Source organism: Clostridioides sp. ZZV14-6009 (assembly GCF_020658095.1).
Classification (GTDB): domain Bacteria; phylum Bacillota; class Clostridia; order Peptostreptococcales; family Peptostreptococcaceae; genus Clostridioides.
In genome coordinates this window covers 27196-52426 of record NZ_JAGWDG010000015.1, presented here as the reverse complement: position 1 = coordinate 52426, position 25231 = coordinate 27196, and the positions used below count along the sequence as shown (strand labels likewise).

Below are 25231 nucleotides of genomic sequence, written 5' to 3'. Positions count from 1 at the left end.
AAAATTTATAAAAAAGCTGTATTCTTCTAACTAATTTAGACTAACATTTTCATTTTCGTCTAGGCAAATTTCTATTGCTTCAAGCTAATGCGAAAAAACGTATATATCTAAAATCAATTATTTGCTCATATCTTTAGATTTATCTACACAAGCAACAATAGATTTTATAACTGCTGATCTAAATCCTTCTTCTTCTAACACTCTAACTGCTTCTATAGTAGTTCCTGCTGGAGAACAAACCATATCTTTTAATTCACCTGGATGTTTTCCAGTTTCAAGAACCATCTTAGCAGAGCCCATAACGGCTTGAGATGCAAATTTATAAGCTTGCTGTCTTGGCATACCAGCTAGTACTGCTGCGTCTGCAATAGCTTCTATAAACATAAATACATATGCAGGAGAAGAACCGCTAATACCTGTAACCGTATCCATTAAATATTCTGCTACTATTTCTGCTTCTCCAAATGATTCAAATAGAGCTTTAATCATATTCAATTCTTCATCAGTTACATTTGCATTTTTACAAAGAGCTGACATACCTTCTCCAACAAGTGCTGGAGTATTTGGCATTACTCTTACTATCTTTTTATCTGAACCTATAATGCTTTCAAGAGTTTCTATAGTTTTTCCTGCTGCTATTGATACTATTATTTTACTTGCATCTATTAATTCTTTAAGTGGAGCTAAAGCTTTTTCACATATATTAGGCTTAAGTGCTACTATCACTACATCTGAATTTGCAACAGCTACCTTTGAATCAGTTGTAGTATTTATTCCAAATTGTTCTTTTACTTTATCTAAAGCAACTTGACTTAAGTCTGATACAGTTATATCTTCTGCTTTTACTAATCCTGATTTTACTATACCACCTATCATTGCACTTCCCATATTTCCTGAACCAATAAATCCTAAAGTTTTCATATCAAATCTCCTCTTTTTCTATTAGTTTTTATTTTAAAGTAGCTAAATTTACAATATTTTAACTGCTTAAAATTATCTTAGTTATTATAAAATATAATTTTATTATGATTATTATAAATTACTTATTTAATATAGTTTATTAAATATAAATTTAACGATTTTTTCATTAAACTCAACGAGCTAACTTCCCATCCAGAAAGTTAGCTCAGAATTAATCTAAAATTTTTTAAAATGTTATCTAGTAATATATATACTATTATACCAGTTACATTTTTATATAGTAAGAAGTTTCATTTACAAACAATCCTAGAATGTTTGCTCAGTTCTACCTATTATCTCATCTTGTAATGTTCTACTTAAATTATTGAAATGGTCACTATATCCTGCAACTCTAACTATTAAGTCTTTGTAATCTTGAGGATTCTTTTGAGCCTCCAGTAATACATTTTTATCAAATACATTGAATTGTATATGATGTCCATCCATATTAAAGTATGCTCTTACCAGATTAGCCATATTGTCTAATCCTTTTTCACCTTGCACTACTGATGGCGCAAATCTTTGATTTAACAATGTTCCACCAGTTTTTATGTGGTCCATCTTAGCACAAGATTTTATAACTGCTGTAGGTCCATTAGTATCTCCACCTTTTTCTGGAGAGATTCCTTCTGAAACTGGTTTTGCACAAAGTCTACCATTTGCACTTGCTCCCATAATTTCTCCAAAGTATACATGGCAAGTAGTTGGCAACATATCTACTCTATATTCTCCACCACAAACAGTTGGTCTACCAGTTACTTCATTGTAATATGCATTAAATATTTCTTCCATTATTCCATCAGCATAATCATCATCATTTCCATACTTAGGAGTTTTATTTGCAACTATGTTAAGTATAGCTTCATATCCTTCAAAATTAGAATCAAGTGCCTTAAGTAATGTATCCATATCAAATTTTTTCTTGTCAAATACATTATATTTTATTGCTGTTAAACTATCTGTTATAGTTCCTATACCAACACCTTGTATATATCTAGTATTATATCTTGCTCCGCCTCTTTGATAGTCTTTGCCTTTTGCTATACAATCATCAACTATTGTAGACATAAGTGGACAAGGCATATGTTTTGCGCATATATTTTCTATTACAGCATTTCCTTGTATTTTTATATCAATCATATAATGTAACTGCTTTTTAAATGCATCAAATAATTCTTCATAAGATTTAAAATCTCTAGGGTCTCCAGTTTTAATACCTATTTGCTTTTTAGCAATTGGGTCATAACCGTTATTTAATGTTAATTCAAGTATTTTTGGAATGTTCATATATCCAGTTAAAACATATGCTTCCTTACCAAAACATCCAGTTTCAACACAACCACTAGTTCCTCCAAGTCTTGCATCTTCTATAGTTTTACCAGCTTCCATAAGCTCTTGAACTATTGCTTCAGTATTATAAAATGCTGGTTGACCCCATCCTTTTCTTGATATTTCACACGCTCTCTTTAAGAATTTTTGAGGAGTCTTTTTACTTATTTGAACATTTGAACTAGGTTGTATTAATTTCATTTCATCCATAACATCAAGTATTATATAACTAACTTCATTAACACCATCTTGACCATCTGGATTTATTCCACCAGTATTTATGTTTGCAAAGTCTGTATATGTGCTACTCTCTTTTAATGTTATACCAACTTTTGGTGGTGCTGGTTGATTGTTAAATTTAACCCATAAACATTCAAGTAATTCTTGTGCTTTTTCTCTATCTAATATTCCATTTTCTACATCTCTTTCATAGAAAGGATTTAAATGTTGGTCTAGTCTTCCTGGAGTAAATGCATCCCATATATTAAGCTCAGTAGTAACCCCTATATGAACAAACCAGTACATTTGTATAGCTTGATGATAAGTTTCTGGCTTATGAGCTGGTACAACATCACAAGTTTCAGCAATTAACAATAGGTCTTTTTTCTTAGCTTCATCAGTTTCTTCTTCTGCCATTTTTCTTGCCTTTTCAGCATATCTCTTTCCTAATATAACCATTGCATCACAAGCGATTGCCATAGCTTCTAAATCAGCTTTTTTGTTGTATGCATCTAAGTCATTAAGGAAATCTAATTCTTTTAGTCTTACTTCTATATCTTTCTTTAAATCTAAAAATCCTTTTTTATATATTGTATCTCCACAAACTGTGTGTCCTGGAGCTCTTTGTTCCATAAACTCTGTAAACATACCTGCTTCATATGCTGCTAACCATTCAGGTGTCATAGCATTTATTATCTTATCTCTTGTTTGTCTCTTTTTCCAGAAAGGTATTATTTCCTCTTGATGTATTTTTCTAGATTCTTCAGACACACTAAAATTTATTATGTCTCTATTATGCATTACTTCTAAATCTTCCATTGTATGACAACAAATTTCTGGATATGTTGGTGCTCCATTAGGTGAATCTCCTTTTTCGCCTACTATTAATTCTCCATCATTTATACTAAGAGTTCTATTTTCAATGTAATGTTTAAATGATAAAGCACGAAGTACAGGAATTTCTACACTTCCTTCATATTTTTTATAAGCTTCTGTCATAAGTACTGCTCTTTCAATAGATATGTGTGGTTCTGCATTAACACTTTCTTCTCTTAATTTTTTAGTTCTTTCAAAAGTTCCTCTTGACATTTTATTACCCCCCAATCTTAGTATTGAAATTACTTGCTTCAAACAGCCTTTTTATTTCTTCTAATTTTTCTTCAGTAGGTCTTTGTAACTCTTCTCCTTCATATTTTTTATAAATTTTATCATACTTATGTTTACCAATATTATGATATGGAAGAAGACTTACATCTTTTATATTCAAAGGCTTTAAAAATTCTATCATTTTTTTAACCTCTAAATTTTCATCATCTACATTTACTCCTACAATTAATGGTATTCTTATATTTATATTAGCACCTGATTCACTCAAAAGTTTAACATTTTTAAGTATTAAATCATTTGATTTTCCTGTAAATTTTATATGTTTTTCCTCATCAATAAGTTTAATATCGTATAAGAACAAATCTGCATATTTAGCAACTCTTTCATAATTTTCTGACTTTGCATATCCACAAGTATCAATTGCTACATGAATTCCCTTTGATTTACACATGTTTATTACTCCACAAATAAAATCCATGTCTTGAGCCATTACTTCTCCACCTGATAAAGTTACTCCTCCACCTGATTCTTCATAGAAAATTCTATCTTTTTCTATCTCTTTAACCAGTTCTTTAACAGAATACTCTTGACCAACTATTTCTCTAGCATTGTTTATACAATAATCTAAACAAGTTTCACAAAACTCACATTTATCTTGGTCTAGACATATTTTCGTTTCACCTTTGTAAATTGCTTTGTGAGGACATATATTTACACATGCTTCACATCTTGAACATCTCTCTTCATTATACAAAACTTGTTTTGTATATGTTTGACTTTCTGGATTATGACACCAAACACATTCAAGTGGGCATCCTTTAAAAAAAACTGTACTTCTTATCCCTGGACCATCATGTATACTACATTTTTGTAAATTTATAACTAATGGATTCATAATTTTTTCACCCCTAAAGAATATCCATTTCATTTTTTTCATCTTTATGTAATTCATCTTCATAGGTCATTTCTATGAAAAGCATTTCTACAATTACATAATACTATATTTGTTATTATTTTGTCTATATTTTTTTAGTAATATTAAAAATTTTTATTTTATTATGATATTTATATTGATTTTATAAATTAAATTTAAATATTTATTAATTTTATTTTTATAAGTAAATATAGATAATCTCTATAAACAATATGTTATTTTAATTAATTTAGATATATATACTATAAAAATTAAATAAAAATAGAGACTACACTTTACCATGTAGTCTCTGTTTCTCTAGTCACATTTAGAATTTTACATTTATTGTTACTGCTTTTCCGCCTCTATTTAATGTAAGTTTTGTGCTAGCACCTTTTGAGAAAGTATATAACTTTTTATTAAGGTCATTCATACCAGTTATATCTGCATCTCCTACTTTAGTTATAATATCCCCTACTTTTACTCCTGCTTTTTCTGCTGATGAACCAGATATCACTTCTGCAACATATACTCCTTTGTCAGTACTTAATTTTGTACCTGTAGCTGCTTCATAATTTGATACATCTGTTCCTTTTATACCTAAAGTTACTTTTTCATATTTTCCAGTTTTTATTACTTCTTCAACTATGCTTTTAGCTGTATTGATTGGTATCGCAAATCCTAACCCTTCTGCTTGAGAAGCTTTTGCTGTATTTATACCGATTACTTGACCTTTTTGATTTAACAATGGCCCTCCACTATTTCCTGCATTTATACTTGCATCAGTTTGTAATAATCCTGTCATATTAGTTTTTTCTGTTTGTATAGTTCTATCTAATCCACTTATTATCCCTTGAGTAACTGTCTTTTGGAAGTCTAGTCCAAGTGGGTTACCTATTGCTATTGATATATCTCCAACCTTTACTTTATCACTATCTGCAAATTCAGCTGGTGTTAATCCAGTTTTATCAACTTTAACTATAGCCAAATCAAGTTGTTGGTCAAACCATACCACTTTACCTGATGTTGTTGAACCATCATTAAATAAAACATTAACACTAGTTGCTTGACCATCTGATATAACATGAGAATTAGTAAGTATATATCCATTTGAATCTACTATAATCCCAGTTCCTACTCCTTGTGTTTCAGTTGGTATTGCAAACATATTACTAGTATCGACACTAGTTGTCGTAATACCTACAACAGATGGTGTTGCCTTTTCTGCAACTGCTTGATAAATATTTTGGCTCTTTCCATCATCATTTACAACTATAGGTGTAGAACTTCCTGTAGATTTACTACCTAAATTATCTTTAACTAAAATTATTGTTAGTAAACTACTAAGTATTGAACTTATTATAGCGACTAATATTACTAAACTTATACCTTTCTTTCTTCTTGACATCTCACACCACTCCCTATCTAATATAATATAAATTATCAAAATATATTTTTCCCAATTTTCCATAAAAAAATGAAATCATCTATTTTGAGTAAACTCTCTTTCGATGATTTCATTATATTATTCTAATCTTAATTAAACCTTAACTATCTAAAATTATTTAAGTCTTTTTTCTAATTCTTCTTTTTCCTTTTCATAACCTGGTTTTCCTAGCAAAGCAAACATATTTTTCTTGTATGCTTCTACTCCTGGTTGGTCAAATGGATTAACTCCTAGTAAATATCCACTTATTCCACAAGCTTTTTCAAAGAAATACACTAAGTATCCAAAATTATACTCATCTAATTGAGGTATATTTATTACTAAGTTAGGCACTTTTCCATCAGTATGTGCTAATAAAGTCCCTTCAAAAGCTTTATGATTTACAAAATCTACAGTTTTGCCTGCTAAATAATTTAAACCATCTAAATCTACTTCTTCTGAATTTATAGTTATATTTCTCTTAGAACTTTCAACATTAAGTACTGTTTCAAATAAAAGTCTTTTTCCATCTTGAATATATTGTCCCATAGAATGTAAATCTGTTGAAAAATCTACAGAAGCAGGGAATAAGCCTTTATTTTCTTTTCCTTCACTTTCTCCATAAAGTTGTTTCCACCACTCACTCACATAATGTAGTTGAGGTTCATAGTTAACCAATAACTCTACATCTTTTCCTTTTCTATGTAAAATTGTTCTAGCTACAGCATATTTATAACTGTCATTATTTTTTAAGTCAGAATTTTGAAATGCTTCACGAGCATCATTTGCACCATTCATCATGGCATCAATATCAAGTCCTGCAGCTGCAATAGGAAGTAATCCAACAGCTGTCAATACAGAAAAACGACCACCTACATCATCTGGTATTACAAAAGTCTCATACCCTTCTTCTGTAGCTAATTGTCTAAGTGCACCTTTACTTGAATCTGTTGTTGCATATATTCTCTTTCTAGCTTCTTCTTTTCCATATTTTTTTTCTAGATAATTTTTAAATATTCTAAAAGCAAGAGCTGGCTCTGTAGTAGTACCTGATTTAGATATTACATTTACAGAAACATCTTTACCTTCAATTACATCTAGTAAATCCATAATATATGTTGAACTTATATTATGACCTACAAAATATACTTCAGGAGCATTTCTTTGCTCTTTTTTAAGCCCATTTCTAAAAGAATGACTTACCATGTCTATAGCAGCTCTTGAACCCAAATAAGAGCCTCCTATACCGATTACTAAAAGAACCTCTGAGTCAGACTTTATCTTTTCAGCAGATTTTTTTATTCTAGCAAACTCTTCCTTATCATAATTTTTAGGAAGGTCTATCCATCCTAAAAAAGTATTTCCTAAACCAGTTTTATTATGTAACATATCATGTGCCACATCTACATACGGCTGCATGACATCTATTTCTTTTTGGCAAAAAAATTCCGTAGCTTTACTATAATCAAAATTTATTTTTCCCATTTAAATCCCTCTTTTCAGCATATGCGTTTTACAGAGATTATAACACAAAATCTAGGTGTTTTTTTAAAAAGTTTGCCACAAAATAATACATATATCCTCAAGCATTATTAGGAAATCGATTCTTCTAAATATTACAACTATTTGCCAATTATAAAATTTTAATTAAATAAAATTATACCAAATATAGGTTTTATCTCACTTTCAAACTTCCTTTTAGATGCACATGACTCCCAAATACTGGATGGATAAGGTATTTGTCATCTATTACAACATATTCTTTAAATGATTTTTAGATGTTATATCTTCAAATACCTATCTGGATTTCATAAAGAATTAAAATACACTACAGTAAGGATTGACAAAAAATAATGTTTTGTTTAAACTGATTGAAATATGCTTTATACATACTCAATAGGTAAATGTAAATAAACTTAAGTTGGAGGTACAGTTCTCATGAAAAAATTTATTGAAATAAATGGTAAGAAGAATTTTATATATTCATATGGTCAAGGTTCCATTACTTTAGTGCTTTTATCAGGTTCAGGCATACCTTTCCCAAATTTTGAATATATGTCTTTAGCAAAAACGTTAGCAAAAACCTATCGAGTGATTGGAATCGAAAAACTGGGCTACGGACATAGTGATTTATCTGAGAATAACCGAAATATAAATGTTGTTGTTCATGAGTACAGATGCATACTACAAGAGTTAGGAATAAAAACACCTATTGTACTAGTAGCACATAGTGTGGGATTTTTAGAGGCTCTCCGTTGGGGACAGCAAAATCCTTCTGAAATTGCTGGTATTATTGGTATTGATCCCGCAACACCAGAATGCTATAATAGAGACTTTAACATAGATGAAGCTACAAATAAACTAATAGAGCTATCAAATGATGAACACCTCAGAAAAGTAACAACCAACGCTTTAATAGAGCAATTAGTAGAAGAACATTGTATTCCATTAATAGAAAAGAAAGAGCTTGAAAACGTGTTATATCATAATCTTGCCAATCAAAATTGGATTAGTGAAGCCAAAAATTTAAGAAATACGATTGCTCTAATAGAAAGGGACAATCCATATTTACAGATTCCAATGCTTTTCTTTATATCAAATGGAGAAGGAACTGGGATAGAAAAACAGAGTTGGATAAACCATCCTTTACAATATTTAAATAATATTAAAATTGCTCAATATGAATTATTTGATTATCCACATAATCTATATAAATTTGTATATAAAGAAATTGCTGAAATATCAGAGAAATTTCTTTCAAAGTATTTAGTTTAGAAAACTAGAATCCTATTTACTTAGGTTGATTAAAATATGGTAAACAATAAACAGTTATACAATAAAGATGATTGGATTTTCAGTAATTAATCAATAAAAAATAAACTCTAAACTATCATCTAGAGTTTATTTTTTGTTTATTCTTTATTTTAATTCTTACATCATTTTAAGATATTATTTTTAATCCTTTCCTAACCTTTTAGCTATAACTTGTTGTGCTATGTTGACAGCATGGTCAGAAATTCTCTCTAGATTACTTATTACATCTAAATAGATAACACCATTCTCTATACTACATAAGTTATTATTCAATCTATACATATGATTAGCTCTACAAGATTTCTCCATTATATCAACTTGCTCTTCAATTTTTATAACTTTATAAGCCAAGTCTACATTATCAGTTCTCATTGATTCTAAGGCATAAGTATATGATGAAACGACTTTATTGTACATAATATCAAGTTCAGATTGTCCTTCTTTAGAGAAAGAAATATTTGAATCTATTGCAACTTGAGATAATTCAGCTATATTTTTAGCATGGTCACCAATTCTTTCTATATCATTAACTGTATTAAATAAGGTATCCACAACTTCTCTGGAATGATCATCTAAAGGTGCTTTTGAAAGTTTAAGCAAGTAATTTAAAATAGCTTTTTGTAAATCATTTATTAACTTTTCACGTCTGTATGTTTTATCTATTTTTTCAGTTGAATGTTCTACTAACGCTTCCATAGATGCATTTAAACTTTCCTTAGCTTTTTCTCCCATACGAAGTGCTTCTTTTATCGTATTAGCAAGAGCTATAGAAGGAGTTTCTATCATTCTATCATCTATATATTTAATAGTCTTAGCTTCATCTTCATCTGCGTCACCAGCTTTATCAGGAACAAGCTTAATTGCTAGTTTTATGATAATCTTTGTAAATGGTAGAAGTATTAAGACAGATATAATATTAAACAATGTGTGTGTATTAGCTATTTGTCTTGCAACATTACTTGGGTCCCAACTTGTAACTAAATTTACAATTGGTTTATTCAACAACACTAAGAATATTACTGTTCCCAAAACATTGAAGATTAAATGCATCATAGCTGCTCTTCGTGCATTTTTATTAGCACCAATACTTGATAACAATGAAGTTACACATGTACCAATATTTTGACCATAAAGAATTGGTAATGCTGCTGCCAATGGGATTAAACCTTCTGCTGCTAATGCAACCAACATACCCATAGATGCACTTGAACTCTGTATTATTGCTGTAATACCAAACCCTAATAATAATCCAAGTAGTGGATAATTACCAAATGTAACAAGTAAATCAGTGAATCCTTGATAGTCTTTTAATGGCTCAACTGCCATTTTCATAAAATCCATACCTGTAAATAATATCCCAAAACCTATAAGTATTTCAGCTATATTTTTTATTCTAGGTTTATTTCCAAATAAATAAAGTATAATACCTATACCTAATGCTACTGGAGCCATTCCAGTTAAATCAAAAGATACTAATTGGGCTGTAACAGTAGTACCTATATTAGCACCCATTATAACCCCTATTGCTTGTTTTAAAGTCATTATTCCTGCATTTACAAAACCAACAACCATTACAGTAGTAGCACTTGAACTTTGTATTACTGCTGTAACTCCTGTACCTACTAAAACTCCCATAAATAGATTACTAGTAAGTAATTTTATTATCTTTTTTAATTTTGTCCCAGCAGATTTTTGTAGACCTTCTCCCATAAGGTTCATACCATATAAGAACAGCCCTAATCCACCCATTAGACTTATTATAATGTTCAAATTATTTCCTCCTTGTAAAGAGATTACTATATTTAAAAATTTTATAACCTATTGTATTTTATCAAATTATAGGAGTAGTAATGTTAAATTCATGTTAAATATTAAAAAATCATTAAATTTATGTTAAATTTTTATGCTATTAGCATATTTTTGTATTATTTTTTCTGAACATTTTATACCATCGACTGCCGCTGTGACTATTCCACCTGCATATCCAGCACCTTCACCACAAGGATATAAATTTTTAACACTTATTGATTCCAAACTGTTTTCATCTCTTACTATTCTTATTGGTGATGATGACCTAGTTTCTACACCAGTTAAAACTGCATCATGCATTGCAAATCCATTTAATTTTTTATCAAGAGAGATAAATGTTTCTCTCATAGTTTCTATCACAAAACTAGGCAAACATTCATTCAAATTTGTAAGCTTATATCCAGGTTTATATGATGGTTCAACACTTCCTAAATTTTCAGAAATCTTATTATTAATAAAATCTCCAACAAGTTGAACTGGAGCATTGTAATTTTTACCACCTAATTCAAAAGCTAATTTCTCATATTTTTGCTGAAAATGAACTCCTGCTAGTGGATTATCACTATCAAAATCTTCAGGAAGTACATTTACTAGAAATGCGCTATTAGCGTTTATTTTATCTCTTGCATGTTCACTCATTCCATTTGTAACTATTTCAAAATCATTTGATGCAGATGCTATGACACTGCCTCCTGGGCACATACAAAAAGTATATGCTGTTCTTCCATTTGAGACATGCTCTATAAGTCTATAATCAGCAGCTCCTAATCGAGGATGATTATAAAATTCCTTATACTGTGCTTTATTTATCAGGTCTTGAGGATGTTCAATTCTAGCTCCTATTGCAAATGGTTTCTGAATTATTTTTACACCTCTTGAATGCAACATCTCATAAGTATCTCTTGCACTATGCCCAACAGCTAATATAACTGCATCTGTATCTATTTTTTCGCTATCATTTACAATTACAGATTGTATAGAATTATTTAATACAACTATATCTGTCACTTTTGAATCAAATTTAACTTGTCCACCTAGATTTATTATTTCATTTCTTATATTTTTAACTACACTTTTTAATATATCTGTACCAACATGTGGCTTATGTGAATATAATATTTCATCTGGTGCTCCAAACTGAACTAATTCTTCTAGCACTTTTCTACATCGTATATCTTTTATTCTAGTTGTGAGTTTCCCATCTGAAAAAGTTCCTGCTCCACCTTCTCCAAATTGAACATTTGAATTATTTTTAAACTTTCTAGTTGTCCAAAAATCACTTATATCCTTAGTTCTACTATCAACATCAAGACCTCTTTCAAGTAGAATTGGTTCATAACCCATTTGAGCCAAAATAAGCCCTGCAAATAAGCCAGCTGGTCCACTTCCAATTACTAAAGGTCTATTATTTAATTTTTTATTACCCATAGCTACATTTACATATTTTACATCTTTTATCTTTGTTACATCTTTTATTTTTGAGCTTAGTATTTTACTTTCATCTCTAACTTCTACATCTACAGAATAAACAAATTCCATCTTTCCTTTTTTTCTAGCGTCTATAGATTCTTTATATATGCTGTATTTTATTAAATTTTTTTCTTTTATTCTTAACTTCTTAAGTACAATATCTTTTAATAAAGATATATCTTTATCGATTCCAAGTTTTATATTAGATACCCTTAACATATTGTTTTCCTCTCTTAGATTGTAATATAAAAAAGCTAGGGTTACTCCTAGCTTTCTACAAATATAACTTCTATATTCTCTTTTACTAGATTTTCTACCCAAATCTCGTCTAGCACAAATTTCTTTATTTTGTCTACAATAAGTTCTTTATCCAAATCCTTTTTTAGATTTTTCACTAAAACCATCGCTTCAACCGATTTATTCAATCTTTCAACGTATAAAGAATTCACTTTAATTAATATAACCCTTAATTCACATATATATAACTCTTCACTACCTAAAGTGATTTCATCATCGTATTTATATATACTAAATTCATATATGTTTTCATATGGTGTTATATTTTCTATCCCAATAAACTCCATTAACTTATCCTCTTTTAGTTATAAGACCTCTTATAACTTTCATGTTATTAAATACTTTTTCTAAGAAGTTTTCTGCTTCTTCATTATCCAAAAGATTTATTTCAAGATTTTCATTTTCTACAATATCTTTAGATTTGCAGTACTCTTTAGCAACTTCTATTAGTTCATTTTTTCTATCCATAGGTAAATCGAACTCTTTATAGTCTATTATTATATATTGTTTAGTATCAGGTGATACACCATTATTATATCCTATTTCTATATGATAAATAACTGCATATATTTCTTCTCCGTCGTATACAGGTACTGCTGGGTTAGATTTTATAAAGTTTGTTGATACAGCAATTGCATTTCCTAAACTAAGACTCATTATTAATACCTCTTTCTACACATTATACATATATTATACTATAGATTCTTTATCTATGACTTAAAGCTTTTTATAATTAATTAAGATATTTTTAAATCTTTGTATCTTTTTCCTAATGTACTAGAGCTTATATCATATTTTTTTGATATTTGTACTTGAGTTATAGCTTGTCCTGCTTCTTTCTTAACATAGTATTCGACCGCAGCTGCCCAACCACTTTCAGCTCCTTTTATATTTTCATGACTTTTCTTATATTCATTCCAGAACTCTATACATGCATCTATATTTTCTTTTTCCACATTTTCTTTAAGAGTATCTAAAACCTTACATTCTACTTCAGCTAATTCACCTTCTGAATTAACTTTTTTATTATTATTCCTATCTCTTTCTCTTTTTAAATATTCAGCTATACTTGGGTCTAAAAGCTGTTGTATATATTTATATAATACATGTGTATGATAAATTAAGAACGTCTTCATATCTTTATATAAGTCTTCATATTGATTGAATAAATTCATAACATCATTTAAAATTATATCTTTAACTTCATTTGATATACTTATAGTTACATCTATTAATATATTAGTTCCTTCAACATCAATTATTCTAGCTATCATACAGCTTCCGATTTTAAAGCTTCTTAGAAGTTTTACATCTTCTGTGTAAAGTTCTTTCCCACTTAAACAATCTCTTAAAACTATTTTTCCTGTAGAAATTTCTTTTACTTCGTAAATGCTTACATAGGATTCAAACAAACTTTTTAATATTGCAATTTCTGATTGACTTAGGTTTGCACCATTCTCTTCAAGAAATCCAACCGTCATGACCTTTTTATTTTCCATTATGTGGTCTTGTATTAAATACGTATTAAAAAATCTTTCAAACTTTTCATTTACATTATCATTTTGCATTATATAAAACATTTCTTTAGCTTTTTCACATTCATCTTTGAATCTATCATGTCTTGAATAATCATATAATTTTGAATATAAATCTGTATATTGCTTTTGTGAAAGTTCAGTTTTTCTGCTTGCTCTTTCTGAAACAATATCTTTATTTAAACAACATTTCTTGTATTTTTTGCCACTTCCACAAGGGCATAGCTCATTTCTCCCTAACAATATGACTTCCACTCCCTTATTATTAAATTAAAGTACAATTTGTTATTATACCATTTTTTTATCAATCAATCTATAGTATAAGCAAATATTATCTCAAATTTACTTATATTTTGGTACAATATATTCACTTTAATTAGGATTTCGATAAAATCACTAACAATCCCTCTTACAGAAATGGATTATCGTAAAACTAATTCTTCTATAAAGTTTTATGAATTGATAATAGTTTTTTACTTTATCTATTCTTTTTTGTTATGTGACTCTAATTGTCATTTTACATTCTACAAGATTGCTTTTTTCTTGTTTATATTCATTTGAAAGATTTTTGACCTCAAGATTACTTGTTTTTAATTTATTAATTTCTATTTTTTCAATTTTATTATGTAACTTTAAGTTCTTCATTACACCTTCAAGTTTCAACACATTTTCAAGTTCCCCATTAACTTTTACTTCTAAATTAGTTTGTTTTTTATTGTAGTTGTCTAAGCTACTTTCTTGATTGATATATTCCACACTTACAATATCTCTCAATTCATTTTCTACTAATAATACTATATCTTTATTTGTTTTTTTATCTAAAAATGAATTATTAAAATTATTTTTTAATTCTGTATTGCTATCTAATTCAACATTTTTTACATATCTATTATCTTTATGCTTTTTATCCTTCATTTTATAATTATCTTGTCGTTTTATTTCATTCACTATATTTTGTTTTTCTTTCTTCAAATTAGTTAGGTTCTCTTCTAGAGGTCTGGACATTACATTAACTACTAATACAATAATTAATATTAGCAATATTTTTATCAGATTTTTTTCTCTCTTATTTAATTTCAAAATTAATCACCTGTCTAACTTTTTATTCTAAATTTATAACATTCTCCATCTCTTATAATGCTGTCTATGTAGTAATATTTTATGTAATTTATTTTTCTTAAATCATCTAAAATATCTAGATTATCACACACGCCTTCCATCTCCATTTTATTTTTATCTATAGATATTTTAGTAATGTTATCTGTTCCAACTATTTTATATATTTTTTTTATTTCATCAAGCTTTATTCTAGAAAACTTTTCTTTTGTTTTTTCCAGCTTTGGTACAGTATATTTCGATTCATTTATGGGTTTATTGTGACTTATATAATTTTCTAATTCATTTATAGATTTCATATACATAAACATTTTTAATGAAACACATGTTAAAATTAAGATTATCGTTATTTTATAGATTTTATTATATTGCTTAGTTTCTTTAAATCCATTTAAAAAATTTATTGTTTTATAAGCTTTCATTTAAATAATCATCCCTATACTACTTATATAAATTATACTAGTATCTCTTAAATCCTTATCAAAATTATTTTCCACCCTTACTTTATTTTTTAATTTCAATGGATTTACTTCAGCAATTTTTTCTGTGTCTTTAAGATACTCATCTATAAAACAATTTTCTATGCCATAATAGTAAATATATTTAAATCTACTTATTAATTTTTTTACTGAGTCATATGATTTTATTTCTTTTGATAATAGATATGTTTCTTCTATTTTTTTGTTTTTTGTTATGTTTATAATAAATTGATTCCTTTTACATTCTATAAATACTCCATCTTCTATAAAATTATCTATTAGATTTAAACTTATAAGTTTTTGTAGTATATCAAAATTTATGTTTATAGCTTTTGGGTTCATATTTAGATTTTCTGAAATGATTTTAATTACTTGTATAATATTTTTAGGAAAAAGAATTACTTGTATATTTAACTTATCATTACTAGAGTTTATAATTTTATATTTTATTGAATAGTTATTTATATTTATTGGAATATATTGGGTTATCTCAAATTCTATCATGTTTAATATATCTCTTTTTTTCTTAGTATTCAATATCTCAATATTTCTAATAACTATATCTTGAGTCTGAATATTAAAGTGCAAATTTTTGTATGATTTTTTTAGGTTATTTATATCATCTTTTACTAATTTAACTACGTTTTCTACATAACTAGTTTTTTCAATCTCATCACTGTCATTTTTAATATTAAAACCAATTTCTTTTATACTAGATTTATCGATAAAGATTTTTTTATAGTTTTTTCTTAAAAATACAGCCCTTATATAATCATCATTTATTTCTAAAGTCAAAAATTTTTTAATTATAACCATCTCCTTCTTAAGTAATAATAACTTGTATATTTTTTAATTAAACTTAATATATTTACATTTACAATTGAATACTAAAAATATCTTTATAATTTGATACTAAAAACGTATAAAAACAAATATTATCTTGGATAAAATTGTTTTGAATTTACATTTACACTTATATCTGTACCATTATCACTTATAACAAGTTCAAACTTACCTGATGTACTTTGAGGAACTGGAACAGTATTTAAATAACCTTTTTCTTTAAGTGATTCTACGCTTAGAGATTCTGCTATATTTTCATCATCATTAATAGCCATACTAGCTGCAGTTACTATATTAGCTGCATTTGTATAGTCTGCATTCATCTTGGCACTTTCTTGAACTTTACCATATTTAACTAATGCTATACTAGATATAACCCCTAAAATTGTTACTACTACAATCATTTCAACAAGTGTAAACCCTTTTCGTTTTTTATTTATCAATTAAATTTTCTCTCCTTTTTAAAAGTTTTATTTAGTAAAATTTATTTTTATATTAGAAACTAGTAATTGCATCAAACATAGGAATAACCATTGATAAAATAAAAACTCCAACAATCAATCCCATAAATACAATTATTACAGGCTCTACAAATTTCATTATTTGCTCTATTTTATTATTTAATTCATTTTCATAAAATCTGTTTATTACATCTAGACTCTTATCTAGCTTTCCACTTTCTTCACCTGTATTTGCCATTGAAACAAATAACTTAGGAAAAATATTTGCTAGATTCAAAGACTTACCTATACTATTTCCTTTTTTTATATAATTATTAGAAATCTCTAGTCTCTCATAAATGAATTCATTATCTATGACACTTGCTGACATGTCTATTGCATCCACTATTTGTATGCCACTACTAAGTAAAATAGACAACGCTCTTGAAAATCTGGTTGTAGCTACTAATTGATTAATGCCTTTTAAAAAAGGTATTTTGAATTTAAATGAATTAATTAATTTTTTTAGATTATTATTCATTATAAAAAAATAAATAGTTCCTATTAAAATCAATATAAAACTAAGTATTAAATAACCTAGATAATTTGTAACTATCATAGAAATTCCTATTAAAATCTTAGTTATGAAAGGTGGTTCAATCCCATTACTGGCAAAAACCACCTGAAAATTTGGTATCACAAATATAAAGATAAATATTATTGATATTATTGATAATATGATAAGTATCATTGGATAGATTAAAATAGTTATTATTTTTGTTTTTAATTTATATTCTTTATCATAATAATTAGATAAATCGCTCATTATTACATCTAAGTTTCCACTAGTTTCCCCTGCTTTTATCATGCTTATAAAAAATTTAGAAAATGTTCCTGTGATGTGAAATGATTCTGCTATAGAATTTCCATTTTGAATATGATTTGATACTGTATTAAACAAACTTTTTACTTTTTTGCTAGATTGTCCTTCAATAATTTGAAATATATTTGTAATTTCACATCCAGATTCTAGTAAAATACCTATCTCTTTGCAAATTACTCTAAGCTCTTTATTACTAATCTTGTTTAATACTAAATGAATCTTGTCTAAATTATAAAATATACTTTTAGATACTTTCATGTATTATAATTCCTTCCAAATTATATTAATTATAATTAAATAGGCTCGATATTTTCTAATTTAATATGTTAATTTTATTTTATCTAGATACAATTTACAATCGAGACTTTTAATTAAAATCGATTGTATGAAATTTGGTTACACTGTTTAACTAAATTATTTCATTTACCACTAAACATTCTTCTAATGTTGTTATTTTTTCATTTATTAGCCTTTTACAGCTATCTTCAAATGTTATCATTCCATTTTTTCGTGCTACTTCTTTAACAATACTAGAATCCTTCATATCCCTTATACATGTTTTTATATCATCATTAATTTCTAGAATTTCATAAATTGCTGTTCTCCCAAAATAACCTTTATCATTACATCTCTCACATCCTACAGCTACTTTAGTATTTACATCTCCACTAAAATTATCTTTTATCATAATCTCATGGCTACAATGATTACAAACTTTTCTAACCAACTTTTGAGATATCACACCTATAAGAGATGCATTTAAAAGGTATGGTGGAATTTGCATTTCCAATAGTCTAGCTATAGCAGATACTGCATCATTAGTATGCAAAGTGCTTATAACTAAATGTCCTGTTATAGCGGCTCTTACTGCTATCTTAGCTGTTTCTGCATCTCTTATTTCTCCAACCATTATTATATCTGGGTCTTGTCTTAATATAGCTCTAAGACCTACATCAAAACTCAACCCTACTTTTGAATTTACTTGTATCTGACTTATTCCATCCATCTTGTATTCTACTGGATTTTCTATAGTCATTATATTTTTATTTATACCCTTTAAATCATTTAGTAAGGAATATACTGTAGTAGTCTTTCCGCTCCCTGTAGGTCCTGTCACTAATAATATTCCAGCTCTTTTACTTATTATACGATTTATAGAGTTTATCGCTTCTTCTGAAAATCCAAGTTCTGATTTATCTTTTAAAAAAGTATCTCTATTAAGTATTCTCAAAACAATTTTTTCACCATATACAGTTGGGATTGATGAAACCCTAATGTCAATTAAGCTATCATCTAGCTTTATGTCTACTCTTCCATCTTGAGGAAGCCTTTTTTCTGTTATGTCCATTGAAGCCTTTAATTTAACAACTGTAGCTAATGCTGGATAAACATCTATTAAAAACTTTGATATTTCTTTTAACTCTCCATCAACTCTCATTCTAACTATCAAATGTTCTTTAAATGGTTCTATATGTATATCACTTGCGTTCTCTTTTATAGCTTTTTCTAGAAGATTTTCAAATAATCTTTTTGCATAATTTTCATCAAGTTCAAAGTTATTGTAATATTTTTCTATCTTCTCACTTATAAGTTCTCTTCTTTCTTTTTTTAATATAATTTCTTTCCCCGTTGCTAATCTCAAGTCTTGCAGTGCATATATATCTTCATCTTCTATTTCTACTACTAGATTGTCATCTTGAAATTCTACTGGAAATACATTATACTTTTTTGCAAGTTTTTCTGGTATTAACATTGGTAAACTGCTTTCCTCTAATATAATCTTAATCACCCTTTATATACTTTAATTTATTAGGTATTTTCAGTTTTTTCATAGAGATATTTTCTTCAGCTTTTATACTAACTTTCATTGGATAAGTACTTTGTACACTATCTAAATATTTACTACCTTTGTCTATGTAACTAGATAGTTTATCTTTATCACCAATACATTTTATTTCATAGGGTTGTGCTACTGGAACTCCATTTATATTTATATGGCTACCTGCAAGTACAACTTCTGAGTACTGATTAATTCTTTGACCATTTATTTCTATGTATTTTCCTCCATTTGCTTTTAATTCATTTATGACTTTTACTAAGATTTTATTGTAGTCTATGCTATTGGCAATGTTTCCTGTTTTTTCATCTATGGCATCTATACTTAATACTATTCCGCTACCGTTTACATCTGAATATGAAAGACTCTCCCTAAGACTTTCTATTTTAGAGATTTCATTAGAATTCTTTTGATTTTTCTTCATCGAATTAATTTCTTTATCTAATTTATCTTTCTCTTTTGCCAGTTCTTTTATAGATTTTCTTGTTATTCTTATTTCTTTTCTTATTGACTTATCCTTACTTGTATAAACTGTTTCTTCATTGCTATAATCTCTAAATATGGTTCCAACAAGCATACCTAAAATAGTACTTGCTAGTATTATAAACACATATTGTTTTTTCATACTGTATTACTCCTTACAAATTTATTTTTATATGATAATTTTCTTTAATTAAATATTAAACATTTACATATGCTTATTATATCAAAGTTATATGTTAAAATTCATCTTTAGTATATAATATCATACATTATACTTATGTCCCCACCCTACTAGCATTGAATATAAAGGATTCTGTTATAAACAGTAAAAAGTATATAATTTAATTAGATAACTTATACTTTTAATATCTGTTAAAGTATAATGTCTAGCTAAATAAATATAAACTAAGCTTAAAATGTATATTGATAATATTTTTGCTTACATACTTTATTTTCAGCTTACACACTTTAATTTAAAAACTTTTCAAAATAAGTACATACATATAGATTATTATTGTAAATGTGTATTGTAATTTTTTATATTGACAAAAAACATCCAACTGTTTATACTGTACTTGTATGAAAATATACAGTTAAAGAGGTGTTTTTTTGAATATAATTATTTCAAATGGTTCTAACTTACCCATTTATGAACAAATTAAAGAACAGATAAAAAAACAAATTCTTTCAGGAGAATTAAAAGAAAATGAAATTCTACCTTCACTTAGACAACTAGCAAGAGATTTAAAGATTAGCGTTTTGACTACTACTAGAGCATATAATGAACTTGAGCAAGAAGGTTTTATTATGAGCCGTCAAGGCAAGGGATTTTTTGTTATGTCAAGTAGTTCTGAACTTATTCGTGAACAGTTAATACAAGAAGTAGAATCAAATCTTAATAATGCAATACAAGCAGCACAAAGAGCGTCTATGACAGATAAAGAAATTATAAGTCTTTTGAGATTATTATTGGAGGTGGAAAAAGGTGAATAATTATTTGGAACTAAATGGTGTTAGTAAAAACTTTAATGATTTTAATCTAAAAAATATAAATTTTACCTTACCAATGGGATATATAATGGGATTAATTGGCCCAAATGGTGCAGGTAAAACAACAACTATACAATTAATTCTAAATATGTTAGAAAAAGATGAAGGAGAGATTTTAGTTTTTGATATGGACAATGTTAAAAATGAAAATCTTATTAAACAGAATATTGGTGTTGTATTTGATAATATATTTTATGCAGATAATTGGACAATAAGAGATACTGAAAAAGCTATATCTATCTTTTATAAAGACTGGAATCACGATATTTTTAAAAGTATGATAACCAGATTTAATTTACCTCTAAATAAAAAAATAAGTGAATTATCTAGAGGTATGCAAATGAAACTTATGTTATCATGTGCATTTTCTCATAATGCTAAGTTGCTTATACTTGATGAACCAACAAGTGGACTTGATGCAGTAACTCGTGATGAACTTTTGGAAATTCTACAGGACTACATAAAAGATGGAGATAGAAGTGTGTTATTTTCTACACATATTACTACTGATTTGGAAAAAGTTGCTGATTATATTACTTTTATAAATAATGGAGAATTATTTTATACTGGAAGTTTGCAAGATTTATTAGAAAAATTTAGATTAATTAAAGGAAGACCAAAAGATTTAACAGAAACACTTAAAAAAGATATTATTGGCCTACGTGAAACAGATATTGGATTTGATGGATTAATTCATACAAATGATACTATTAAATATAATAACTGTATCATAGATACTGCTACTATTGATGATATAGTTATAAAAGTTAGCAAGAGAGGTGTAGTAAGATGACCGATTCAATTAAATTTACTAAACTAGATATTTTTACAATGAAATCTTATTTTAATATGAATTTAGTTTTGTTACCTGTTATAATGCTTTTTTCATATATGGGCTCATCAACATTAACACTTTATATTACTTGTTCTTGGTTTGTTGCCCTTATGATTTCTAACGTTTTTGCCATAGAAGAAAAAAACAACTTAAGTCGCCTATATGGTACTCTTTCAATTAAATTAAGAGATATAGTTTTAGGTCGCTATATTTTCATTTTAATTAACTTTGTATTAACAGTATTTATAATTACTATACTTTCAATAGTCGTATTATTTTTTAAAAGTAAATCTATTGATATTCAATAAATTATACTAGGAATAAGTACCTCTTTTTTAGTTTTTTCTGCTATAATAGGAGTTCAAATACCTATCTTTTTTAAGATGGGATACCTAAAAGCAAGATTTTGGTCATTAATTCCATATATTATTGTATTGACATTAGTTTTAATGACCTCATTGATTGATAAAATATCATTTGTAATAGATTTTATAATATACAACCAAGGTATATTTTCTATTCTTGGGCTTATTGCTAGTTTTATTATTTTAGTAGTTTCTTATAAAATATCTTTCTTACTATACGAAAGTAGACGATAGTGTAAATATAAATTTATCAAAAGTTAAAATCTAAAATAGAAAAAGGAAATGAATTTTTACTAATTCATTTCCTTTTATTTATAAATTAAAATATTTCTCCAATATAATTATATAAAAATTTCAAACATTTATGTACATATATTTAAAAATAAATCTTCTGTACATTGTAAAAATTCAATCATAATAAAATTTCTAATTGAATCCTTACAAAAAGTAGTAAGAGAAGATTAAATATTTTATGTAAACATAGAATTTCTATGAGTTATTTATATATCCGTTTTGATATGTTCAAGATTCACTTTAAAAGTTTTTTCATCTTTTTGAACTTTAAAATTATCATTAGGTAAAACTGTTATAATACTATCTTTATATTCAGACTTATCAACCTTTAAACTTAATCCTGTCTTATTAGAGTCACCATATATATAACAAATAGGTTTTTTATTACTCATAAATACCATTTGTACTATATCCTCACTATCTGCTGGTATGATATTTCTCCATTTATATCCTACAGTTTTATATATTGTTTCAACAGGTGTATATGGTTCAAATATATATAGTTTATCCCATTTAAAAGGAAGCAATTTCCCTAAGCTAATTTCTTTAGTTTTGCTATCTAGACTGAAAATACTTCCAAAAAATTCACTAACTCTATCCATTTCTTGATTTTTTTCAAACGTGGATAACTCACTAGATTTATCAACAACATTCCATTTATCATTATTTTTTTCTAGTTTAAAGTTAATTTTAGAAACACATTCTCCATGTTTTCCTGGTTGTGTAACTATAACTTTTTCTCCTAAATTATTTTTATAGTCATGTTGTTTAATTTGAACATGTGTATGTCCAGCTACTATTGCATCAATACCATCAACATTTCGAGCCAATTCTTGTATTCTATTTCCTGGATTTTTAGGTTTTTTAGGTTTCTCACCTGAATGTACTACAGCAACTATAACATCTGCTTTATCTTTTTTCATTACATCGACCCATTTATTTGCATCATCTACTAAATCATTCATATATAGCTCACCATTATAACCTCCTTGGTCTTTTAACTCCAAAGATTTAGAATCCACACTCTCTCCAACTTCTTTTATTGTAAGACCTAAAATACCTAATTTAACATTACCTTTAGGGGTATTAATATTTTTTATTATATATGGCTTTGTGTAACTACTCCCATCTTTTTTATAAGTATTAGCTGATAATACATCAATACCTTGTTTATTAAAATCAGATATCATATTGTCTAAATAAAATTTAGAGTTAGATACAAATTCGTGATTTCCAAGAACTACAGAATCATATCCCAATTCTTTCATTTCTTTTGCAATAGGAGTTTCTATATACTTCTCGGTTTTATTATCAATATCTGTTCGTCTATCATCAAAATATTTTTCCATAGGTGAACCTATTGGCCCACTATCAAAGAAATCTCCCGCATCTACTAGAGTTATATTTTTATCTTTTTCTCGTTCTTCTTTTATATAAGAAGTTAACTCATAAGGTAGGTTTCCATGTAAATCGGTAGTTGCTAATACATTTATTTCTGTTGTTTGTTTTGAGGCACATCCAGACATTAGTAATACAGACAAAAAAGTAATACCTATAATTATTTTATTTTTCATAAATCCTCCAATTTTATTTTTTCTGAGTATAAATCTTAATTTCATTCTTTATTATATTTAATTTATAATACAAATCTAACATCAATAATAATACATTAATATACAAAAGTCATCTATATATTCCATAAAAACTTAGTTATATACTAGAATATACTCTTGTTTACATAAAAAAAGTCACTCATAATAGTAACTTTTTTAAATGCAACTTTAGATATTATCATCAAGGTCAATTATATAATTATTGCAACTTTCACAATAAAATATTTTACATCTCATTTAATTTTCTTTTTAAGTCTTCAACATATTGTATTTGTATTTTTTTTAAGTTCATAAAGAAATAAGATAAAACTTTTATAATAAGATTTTTAACATATATATTTTCTATAAACACTATTTTAGTTTTTCCATTCTCTTCAAAAAATTCGCCTTGCCAATTACCATAGAAAAATTTATTTTCCATATCAAATTTATAAAACTTATTTTTAGTTTTTTCTGTAACAGTAAATTTTGTGCTGTTTCCATCCTTATTGTACTCAATAAAAGTACTTCCGTCATCTAATATTTCAATTTTACTTATATCACTTCTCCATTTATAATCACGATTGTCTGTAACTATATTCCAAACTGTTTCCACGTCTGTATTAAAATAAGCTGTTATCTCAGATACTCTACATTTTTTCATAAACTCCTCCTATTTTTTTACCCATAGATTTTGAATAGAATTTGGCATGGCACCTGTACACTTGAAAATAGCCCATTTATGAGAAGGTATTGTAAATAAGGTAAATTTATCATTTTTAGGTTTTTCATCTGTCTCAACAGCTGCATAATAATTAAATAATTGTTTGTTTTGTGAAACTGCCATTTCATCTATTCCCAAAATACCACCTTTTGTAACAGTGTTTTCTTTCACATAAGAAATTAGCTCTCTATACAAACTACTATTAAACAAGTCTTGCCAAAACCTTGGTATTTGTTTTCTAAATACATCTTCATCTTTAGAAAATTGTTTCTTTAAAGCAATTACTGAAAATTCTCTCTTATCGATAATTTTGTAATCTAAAGTATTTCCTCCATCTAAAGATATTTTTAATGTTATCTTGCTAAATATTCATAATCTAACTTTTCTAAAATATTGTCTTCAATATAATCA

The 25231-nt window shown here is 27.2% G+C and carries 24 protein-coding genes; 4 read left to right on the top strand and 20 right to left on the bottom strand.

What is annotated here, in order from left to right; all coding sequences use genetic code 11:
* Nucleotides 1-117: 117 nt before the first annotated feature.
* The 5 genes from proC to KGF36_RS15835 all read right to left on the bottom strand — a co-directional run bounded on the left by proC (nucleotide 118) and on the right by KGF36_RS15835 (nucleotide 7439).
* Nucleotides 118-921 (bottom strand): pyrroline-5-carboxylate reductase, encoded by an 804-nt coding sequence (gene proC, locus KGF36_RS15855; protein WP_227828301.1) that lies wholly within the window; start codon nucleotides 919-921, stop codon nucleotides 118-120.
* 306 nt (nucleotides 922-1227) lie between these two features.
* Entirely contained in the window at nucleotides 1228-3597 is a 2370-nt protein-coding gene (gene hypD, locus KGF36_RS15850) for a trans-4-hydroxy-L-proline dehydratase (RefSeq protein ID WP_227828300.1), read from the bottom strand.
* A gap of 4 nt (nucleotides 3598-3601) precedes the next feature.
* Complete coding sequence (locus tag KGF36_RS15845; RefSeq protein WP_227828299.1) at nucleotides 3602-4510, bottom strand: trans-4-hydroxy-L-proline dehydratase activase; 909 nt, start codon at nucleotides 4508-4510, stop codon at nucleotides 3602-3604.
* Between the two features lie 346 nt (nucleotides 4511-4856).
* Nucleotides 4857-5936: a serine protease HtrA gene (htrA, locus tag KGF36_RS15840; protein ID WP_227828298.1), complete on the bottom strand. Its 1080-nt coding sequence runs from the start codon at nucleotides 5934-5936 to the stop codon at nucleotides 4857-4859.
* 153 nt (nucleotides 5937-6089) lie between these two features.
* Nucleotides 6090-7439 carry a glucose-6-phosphate isomerase gene (locus KGF36_RS15835; RefSeq protein WP_227828297.1) on the bottom strand — a complete coding sequence of 450 codons (1350 nt, stop codon included), beginning with the start codon at nucleotides 7437-7439 and terminating at the stop codon, nucleotides 6090-6092.
* 453 nt (nucleotides 7440-7892) lie between these two features.
* On the opposite strand from KGF36_RS15835, the gene KGF36_RS15830 reads away from it, so the two are divergent.
* Nucleotides 7893-8729 (top strand): alpha/beta fold hydrolase, encoded by an 837-nt coding sequence (locus KGF36_RS15830; protein ID WP_227854847.1) that lies wholly within the window; start codon nucleotides 7893-7895, stop codon nucleotides 8727-8729.
* A gap of 180 nt (nucleotides 8730-8909) precedes the next feature.
* Here KGF36_RS15830 and KGF36_RS15825 read toward each other — a convergent pair whose 3' ends face one another.
* From KGF36_RS15825 to KGF36_RS15770, 12 genes are all read right to left on the bottom strand, one after another.
* The gene (locus KGF36_RS15825; protein WP_227828295.1) at nucleotides 8910-10538 is read right to left on the bottom strand and encodes a Na/Pi cotransporter family protein; all 1629 of its coding nucleotides are present in this window, start codon (nucleotides 10536-10538) and stop codon (nucleotides 8910-8912) included.
* Nucleotides 10539-10661: 123 nt separating this feature from the next.
* Nucleotides 10662-12266, bottom strand: coding sequence for an FAD-dependent protein (locus KGF36_RS15820; protein WP_227854846.1), 1605 nt, complete (start codon nucleotides 12264-12266; stop codon nucleotides 10662-10664).
* A gap of 47 nt (nucleotides 12267-12313) precedes the next feature.
* Entirely contained in the window at nucleotides 12314-12631 is a 318-nt protein-coding gene (locus KGF36_RS15815; RefSeq protein WP_227828293.1) for a hypothetical protein, read from the bottom strand.
* A gap of 4 nt (nucleotides 12632-12635) precedes the next feature.
* On the bottom strand, nucleotides 12636-13001 hold the full coding sequence (locus tag KGF36_RS15810; protein ID WP_227828292.1) for a hypothetical protein: 366 nt from the start codon (nucleotides 12999-13001) through the stop codon (nucleotides 12636-12638).
* Nucleotides 13002-13081: 80 nt separating this feature from the next.
* On the bottom strand, nucleotides 13082-14122 hold the full coding sequence (locus KGF36_RS15805) for a YecA family protein (RefSeq protein WP_227840313.1): 1041 nt from the start codon (nucleotides 14120-14122) through the stop codon (nucleotides 13082-13084).
* Nucleotides 14123-14374: 252 nt separating this feature from the next.
* The gene (locus KGF36_RS15800) at nucleotides 14375-14959 is read right to left on the bottom strand and encodes a hypothetical protein (RefSeq protein ID WP_227828290.1); all 585 of its coding nucleotides are present in this window, start codon (nucleotides 14957-14959) and stop codon (nucleotides 14375-14377) included.
* A gap of 14 nt (nucleotides 14960-14973) precedes the next feature.
* Nucleotides 14974-15417 (bottom strand): hypothetical protein, encoded by a 444-nt coding sequence (locus KGF36_RS15795; RefSeq protein ID WP_227828289.1) that lies wholly within the window; start codon nucleotides 15415-15417, stop codon nucleotides 14974-14976.
* On the bottom strand, nucleotides 15418-16290 hold the full coding sequence (locus KGF36_RS15790; RefSeq protein WP_227854845.1) for a pilus assembly protein PilM: 873 nt from the start codon (nucleotides 16288-16290) through the stop codon (nucleotides 15418-15420). It lies immediately after the preceding gene.
* Nucleotides 16291-16409: 119 nt separating this feature from the next.
* Entirely contained in the window at nucleotides 16410-16760 is a 351-nt protein-coding gene (locus tag KGF36_RS15785; RefSeq protein ID WP_227828287.1) for a type II secretion system protein, read from the bottom strand.
* A 52-nt stretch (nucleotides 16761-16812) separates the two neighbouring features.
* Complete coding sequence (locus tag KGF36_RS15780) at nucleotides 16813-17898, bottom strand: type II secretion system F family protein (protein WP_227828286.1); 1086 nt, start codon at nucleotides 17896-17898, stop codon at nucleotides 16813-16815.
* A 151-nt stretch (nucleotides 17899-18049) separates the two neighbouring features.
* The gene (locus tag KGF36_RS15775; protein ID WP_227854844.1) at nucleotides 18050-19393 is read right to left on the bottom strand and encodes a GspE/PulE family protein; all 1344 of its coding nucleotides are present in this window, start codon (nucleotides 19391-19393) and stop codon (nucleotides 18050-18052) included.
* A gap of 28 nt (nucleotides 19394-19421) precedes the next feature.
* On the bottom strand, nucleotides 19422-20102 hold the full coding sequence (locus tag KGF36_RS15770; protein ID WP_227828284.1) for a DUF881 domain-containing protein: 681 nt from the start codon (nucleotides 20100-20102) through the stop codon (nucleotides 19422-19424).
* 467 nt (nucleotides 20103-20569) lie between these two features.
* Between KGF36_RS15770 and KGF36_RS15765 the strand changes: the two genes are divergently transcribed.
* The 3 genes from KGF36_RS15765 to KGF36_RS15755 are packed head-to-tail and all read left to right on the top strand — an operon-like array spanning nucleotide 20570 to nucleotide 22153.
* Nucleotides 20570-20953, top strand: a complete 384-nt coding sequence (locus tag KGF36_RS15765; RefSeq protein ID WP_227850578.1) for a GntR family transcriptional regulator — start codon at nucleotides 20570-20572, stop codon at nucleotides 20951-20953.
* Nucleotides 20946-21803, top strand: a complete 858-nt coding sequence (locus KGF36_RS15760; RefSeq protein WP_227828282.1) for an ABC transporter ATP-binding protein — start codon at nucleotides 20946-20948, stop codon at nucleotides 21801-21803. Before KGF36_RS15765 ends, KGF36_RS15760 begins: the two co-directional genes overlap by 8 nt.
* Nucleotides 21800-22153: an ABC-2 transporter permease gene (locus tag KGF36_RS15755; protein ID WP_227854843.1), complete on the top strand. Its 354-nt coding sequence runs from the start codon at nucleotides 21800-21802 to the stop codon at nucleotides 22151-22153. The genes KGF36_RS15760 and KGF36_RS15755 overlap by 4 nt, the downstream gene beginning before the upstream one ends.
* Nucleotides 22154-22710: 557 nt before the next feature.
* Here KGF36_RS15755 and KGF36_RS15750 read toward each other — a convergent pair.
* The 3 genes from KGF36_RS15750 to KGF36_RS15740 all read right to left on the bottom strand — a co-directional run bounded on the left by KGF36_RS15750 (nucleotide 22711) and on the right by KGF36_RS15740 (nucleotide 25126).
* Nucleotides 22711-24078, bottom strand: coding sequence for a bifunctional metallophosphatase/5'-nucleotidase (locus KGF36_RS15750; RefSeq protein WP_227828280.1), 1368 nt, complete (start codon nucleotides 24076-24078; stop codon nucleotides 22711-22713).
* 265 nt (nucleotides 24079-24343) lie between these two features.
* Nucleotides 24344-24760 (bottom strand): hypothetical protein, encoded by a 417-nt coding sequence (locus KGF36_RS15745; protein WP_227854842.1) that lies wholly within the window; start codon nucleotides 24758-24760, stop codon nucleotides 24344-24346.
* A 9-nt stretch (nucleotides 24761-24769) separates the two neighbouring features.
* The gene (locus KGF36_RS15740; RefSeq protein ID WP_227854894.1) at nucleotides 24770-25126 is read right to left on the bottom strand and encodes an effector binding domain-containing protein; all 357 of its coding nucleotides are present in this window, start codon (nucleotides 25124-25126) and stop codon (nucleotides 24770-24772) included.
* Between the last annotated feature and the right edge of the window lie 105 nt (nucleotides 25127-25231).

Excerpts from the sequence above, each read along its gene's own strand:
- proC (WP_227828301.1), bottom strand. The coding sequence starts at position 921 with ATGAAAACTTTAGGATTTATTGGTTCAGGAAATATGGGAAGTGCAATG.
- hypD (WP_227828300.1), bottom strand. The coding sequence starts at position 3,597 with ATGTCAAGAGGAACTTTTGAAAGAACTAAAAAATTAAGAGAAGAAAGT.
- KGF36_RS15845 (WP_227828299.1), bottom strand. The coding sequence starts at position 4,510 with ATGAATCCATTAGTTATAAATTTACAAAAATGTAGTATACATGATGGT.
- htrA (WP_227828298.1), bottom strand. The coding sequence starts at position 5,936 with ATGTCAAGAAGAAAGAAAGGTATAAGTTTAGTAATATTAGTCGCTATA.
- KGF36_RS15835 (WP_227828297.1), bottom strand. The coding sequence starts at position 7,439 with ATGGGAAAAATAAATTTTGATTATAGTAAAGCTACGGAATTTTTTTGC.
- KGF36_RS15830 (WP_227854847.1), top strand. The coding sequence starts at position 7,893 with ATGAAAAAATTTATTGAAATAAATGGTAAGAAGAATTTTATATATTCA.
- KGF36_RS15820 (WP_227854846.1), bottom strand. The coding sequence starts at position 12,266 with ATGTTAAGGGTATCTAATATAAAACTTGGAATCGATAAAGATATATCT.
- KGF36_RS15815 (WP_227828293.1), bottom strand. The coding sequence starts at position 12,631 with ATGGAGTTTATTGGGATAGAAAATATAACACCATATGAAAACATATAT.
- KGF36_RS15810 (WP_227828292.1), bottom strand. The coding sequence starts at position 13,001 with ATGAGTCTTAGTTTAGGAAATGCAATTGCTGTATCAACAAACTTTATA.
- KGF36_RS15795 (WP_227828289.1), bottom strand. The coding sequence starts at position 15,417 with ATGAAAGCTTATAAAACAATAAATTTTTTAAATGGATTTAAAGAAACT.
- KGF36_RS15790 (WP_227854845.1), bottom strand. The coding sequence starts at position 16,290 with ATGGTTATAATTAAAAAATTTTTGACTTTAGAAATAAATGATGATTAT.
- KGF36_RS15780 (WP_227828286.1), bottom strand. The coding sequence starts at position 17,898 with ATGAAAGTATCTAAAAGTATATTTTATAATTTAGACAAGATTCATTTA.
- KGF36_RS15775 (WP_227854844.1), bottom strand. The coding sequence starts at position 19,393 with ATGTTAATACCAGAAAAACTTGCAAAAAAGTATAATGTATTTCCAGTA.
- KGF36_RS15770 (WP_227828284.1), bottom strand. The coding sequence starts at position 20,102 with ATGAAAAAACAATATGTGTTTATAATACTAGCAAGTACTATTTTAGGT.
- KGF36_RS15755 (WP_227854843.1), top strand. The coding sequence starts at position 21,800 with ATGACCGATTCAATTAAATTTACTAAACTAGATATTTTTACAATGAAA.
- KGF36_RS15750 (WP_227828280.1), bottom strand. The coding sequence starts at position 24,078 with ATGAAAAATAAAATAATTATAGGTATTACTTTTTTGTCTGTATTACTA.
- KGF36_RS15745 (WP_227854842.1), bottom strand. The coding sequence starts at position 24,760 with ATGAAAAAATGTAGAGTATCTGAGATAACAGCTTATTTTAATACAGAC.